This is a genomic window from Mesorhizobium sp. M2A.F.Ca.ET.042.01.1.1, assembly GCF_003997405.1.
In the GTDB taxonomy this organism is placed as follows: Bacteria; Pseudomonadota; Alphaproteobacteria; order Rhizobiales; family Rhizobiaceae; genus Mesorhizobium.
Map to the genome: position 1 here is coordinate 1 of NZ_RZRX01000408.1, position 3,550 is coordinate 3,550.

The following is a 3,550-nucleotide window of genomic DNA, read 5'->3' on the forward strand; positions in this document are numbered from 1 at the left end:
ACTTCAAAGCGCCGCGGCGGTCCAGAATTCTGCACCGTTGCACACTTCGGTCCAGGTAACGGCATGGATTCCAGGGTCTGCGCGCGTCGCTTCGCTCCTTGCTCCGCCCTGGAATGACGAAGTTCAGAAGCCTTCAGCTCATCGCCAGCGTTTGCGCCGACTACCTTGGCGGACGTTGATAGCCTTGCCCGACAAGCCTGCAATGTTTCAAAATCACTGTGTTGAGGAACTAGTTTGTTTTGACGCAATTCCGGACGGAAAACCGCTTCACACTTTTCCTGGAATTGCTCTCTAAGGCAGCCTCTTCTGCAGAAAAACGCGGCGGCGGCCGATCGGGAAATCCGGCAATTCGCCGAACGGCTGGTAGCCCTGACGCCGATAGACCTTTTCGGCAATTGGATTGAAAGTGTCGATCCAGGCGCCGTGGCAGCCGCGCGCGACAGCCTCCTGCTCGGCGGCGTCGAGCATGCCGGCGGCAATGTGTTGGCCGCGCAGCCTTTCGTCGACCCACAGCCACTGCACGTAAAGCCAGCCCCAGGCGGTGTAGCCGGATATGCCGGCAACGATGGCATCATGCTCGTCGCGCACGAAGACTACGAGGGGCTTCCTGTCTGAAGCGCCGACGTCGCCATCATTGAAAGCGGTGAGACTTTCGCCCAGGAAAGCAAGGTCCCGCGGCAGGGGCTCGGCGGTGATCTCGAGCGTCGTCTTCATCGGCTCCGACTCCGGTTCGCAAGCCAGCCTTAGCGAAGGTGCGAACGCAGATGCAAGCCTATTGCCGGGTGGCCGACCGCCATGCTGCCGCGCCCGCCGCCACCAGCATCAATCCAGCGGCGATCAGGGCGCAGTTGGCGAAGCCGAGGCTCGTGTAGAGCGGGCCGAAGCCTGCCGTGCCGACGGTGACGGCGAGATAGGTGACCGCGCTGTTCAGTCCCATAATGGTGCCGCGCCGCGACGGATCGAGCGCGGTGAGGCGCATGACCAGCACGTTCAGCCCGAAATGGTTGGCAAGGCCCCAAACGGCGATCGTCGCAATCAGGAAGGTGAAGCCGCCGCTCGCCACGGCGATCGCGACATAGACGGCGGCGACCAGCAGATAGGCGAAAGGCATGACGCGGCGCGCCCCGAGCCGATCGATGACGCCATCCAGCAAGGCGGCTGCGCCGAAGCCCAGGCCATAGGCGACCGCGGCCAGGCCATTGGCGCTGACCGGCTCGCCGAGAGCTTCATGGAAATGATCGCCGAGATAGCCATAGACGCCATAAAAGGCGGTCATGAAGGCGCCGCAGGCAATGAGCAGCGGCAGGATGCCGGGAACGGCGAGCGCGCCGAGCGGCGACGGCGCGGGACCGCTTTTCCTGGTGTCGTGCAGAGAGCTCATCGCCAGGCCAGTGACGGCCGCTGCCGCCAGCAACGCCACGGCCGCGAAGACGGCCCGCCAATGGATGAGATCAGCAATCACGGCAGACAGCGAGACGCCGGCGACCATCGAGAGGGTCCAGCCGGTCAGCACGACACCGATGGTGCCGCTCTCGCGGCCGGGCGGCGCGATCGCGGCCGAACTGGCGTAGATCGCCGGCATGGCGATGCCGGCGGCAATGCCAGCGACGAGTTGGGCCGCCACCAGCGCCGCCACCGTCGGCGCCAACGCGCTGGCGACCAGCGCCAGGGCCAGCAGCAGCAACGCACCCTGCAACATGCGGCGCGCGCCGATGCGGTCGATATATCGGGCAAGGAAGAGCGCGCTGCCCGATGTGCCGAGGCCGAAGGCGGCAGCCGCCGTCATCACCGCCGGCACACTGGCGCCGAAGGATGCCGCTACGGCAGGCGCGATCGGTCCCAGAACCAGCGAATTGGAGCCGATGACGGCGATGCAGCCGGTCAGCAGATAGGCGGCGGCCGGAATCGGCGCGCGCGGCGCCGCGGCTATAAAAGCTGATTGATTGCTGTTCGACATATCATCATAATGGCCGAATTAAATTCCGTATCAATGGAGAATTTCCATATGGACGCAGAAACAGATGACATTCAGCGGAACAAGCAACCGGCCCGCGAGGTCGACCCGATCGACCGAAAAATATTAGGCGTTCTCGTCGAGGACGCGACCATCAGCTACGCCGATCTGGGCGAGCGCGTCGGCCTGTCGCCGCCGGCGGCGCATGAGCGGGTCAAGCGGCTGAAGCGCAGCGGCGCCATCCGCACCACCTCGGCGATCATCGATCCAAGGGCGGTGAAGAAGCCGCTGCTCGCCTTCGTGCATATCGACACCAGAGGCTGGGGCAAGACGCCGGAGCTGATGGCGGTCTCGAAATATCCGGAGGTCGAGGAGATCCACACGGTCGCCGGCGACACCTGCATGCTGCTCAAGGTGCGCACCGAGGACACGCGGGCGCTCGAAGGCCTGCTCGCCCGTCTCTACGACACGCCCGGCGTCACCTCGACGCGCAGCTATGTCGTTCTGTCGACCTATCTCGAGCGTCCGGTGCAGCCCGAAATCACGGGCGAATGGCCTGCGCCCAAGCACATGGCAAATCCCATGTATTAGGCCGTTGCCGGGTGATGGCGCCTCGAACGCGCCAGCAGATAGAAGGCCGCGACGTGCGTGATCATCAGCAGCGGCACGTAGATGACCGGGATCGCGTAAGTCGCGCCCAACTGGCCGGCATGGCCGGGAAGGTCGAGCAGGACACCATGATAGTAGTCGCCGACAAGGTCGACCATGCCTACGACATTGAAGGCGACGACGAGCGGCCAGAAGATCGCGGGCTGCTTCCCCGCGAGCAACGCCAGCATGGCGAGCAGGCCGGTGGCGAAGTCGCCATAGGCGGCGAAGCTTGCGAAGCCAGGAGCAAGGTCGGGGCCGACCACACCTGGGATGAGGAAGACCAGCCCGAAGAAGCGGAAGCTGTGCAGCGTTGCGATGGCGCGCTGCGCTTCTATCGGTTCGATCGACCTCAGCCTCGGCCAGATATAGGCGGTGAAGCAAAGCAGCCATGGCACGTAGCCGAGCCCAAGTTGGATGTTCAGGATCATCGCCGGTGACATCCGCACCTCCTATAAAGCCTTCACAGGAACGGCTTCGAACACTGCCGTCAGAACGCCCAACCGTCCCTGCATGAGATTGCGCCCGAGATTGGTGGTGAGTTCGGCAAAACCCTGGCCCATGACGACGCCGAGATTGAGCGAAGGCGGCGGACCGGAGGCGCGGAGTTCGGCGAACCAGGCCTTGGCGACAGCCGTGTCATCGCGGCGGACCAGCGTGCCGAAGCCGGCGGCTTCAACCGCCTCGTAAGTCGCTTCGGCGGTCAGCAGGAAGCTTTCGCCCGGCGTCTTCGCCCACGGCACTGGATAGAGCGGATCGCCGCCATTCAGCACGACATCGAAGGTGGCGAATTTTCCGCCCGGCTTCAACACGCGCCTGATCTCGCGATAGAGCAGCGGCCGATCGGCGATGTTCATCGCCACATGCTGCAGAAGCACGGCGTCGAAGCGGCCATCCTCGAAGGGCAGCGCCGGCGCACTGCCGGTTTCGAACGACACATTGCCGTCC

General features: G+C 64.3%; 5 protein-coding genes. 1 reads left to right on the plus strand and 4 read right to left on the minus strand.

Annotated features, from left to right (window positions below; genetic code table 11):
• Positions 1 to 291: 291 nt before the first annotated feature.
• Both EOA23_RS32760 and EOA23_RS32765 read right to left on the minus strand, forming a co-directional pair.
• The gene (locus tag EOA23_RS32760) at positions 292 to 714 is read right to left on the minus strand and encodes a GNAT family N-acetyltransferase (RefSeq protein ID WP_127307114.1); all 423 of its coding nucleotides are present in this window, start codon (positions 712 to 714) and stop codon (positions 292 to 294) included.
• Between the two features lie 58 nt (positions 715 to 772).
• Positions 773 to 1,957 carry an MFS transporter gene (locus EOA23_RS32765; RefSeq protein ID WP_127307115.1) on the minus strand — a complete coding sequence of 395 codons (1,185 nt, stop codon included), beginning with the start codon at positions 1,955 to 1,957 and terminating at the stop codon, positions 773 to 775.
• A gap of 48 nt (positions 1,958 to 2,005) precedes the next feature.
• Here EOA23_RS32765 and EOA23_RS32770 point away from each other — a divergent pair, with 48 nt between their 5' ends.
• The gene (locus tag EOA23_RS32770) at positions 2,006 to 2,545 is read left to right on the plus strand and encodes an Lrp/AsnC family transcriptional regulator (RefSeq protein WP_127307116.1); all 540 of its coding nucleotides are present in this window, start codon (positions 2,006 to 2,008) and stop codon (positions 2,543 to 2,545) included.
• On the opposite strand, the gene EOA23_RS32775 is transcribed toward EOA23_RS32770, so the two are convergent.
• On the minus strand, positions 2,542 to 3,045 hold the full coding sequence (locus tag EOA23_RS32775) for a hypothetical protein (protein ID WP_127307117.1): 504 nt from the start codon (positions 3,043 to 3,045) through the stop codon (positions 2,542 to 2,544). The genes EOA23_RS32770 and EOA23_RS32775 overlap by 4 nt on opposite strands.
• Positions 3,046 to 3,054: 9 nt before the next feature.
• Positions 3,055 to 3,550: class I SAM-dependent methyltransferase (locus EOA23_RS32780; protein ID WP_145966563.1), on the minus strand; the 496-nt coding region annotated here is incomplete at its 5' end.

What these genes read in the sequence shown, in the direction of transcription:
- EOA23_RS32760 (WP_127307114.1), bottom strand. Translation starts at nt 714, where the DNA reads ATGAAGACGACGCTCGAGATCACCGCCGAGCCCCTGCCGCGGGACCTT.
- EOA23_RS32765 (WP_127307115.1), bottom strand. Translation starts at nt 1,957, where the DNA reads ATGTCGAACAGCAATCAATCAGCTTTTATAGCCGCGGCGCCGCGCGCG.
- EOA23_RS32770 (WP_127307116.1), top strand. Translation starts at nt 2,006, where the DNA reads ATGGACGCAGAAACAGATGACATTCAGCGGAACAAGCAACCGGCCCGC.
- EOA23_RS32775 (WP_127307117.1), bottom strand. Translation starts at nt 3,045, where the DNA reads ATGTCACCGGCGATGATCCTGAACATCCAACTTGGGCTCGGCTACGTG.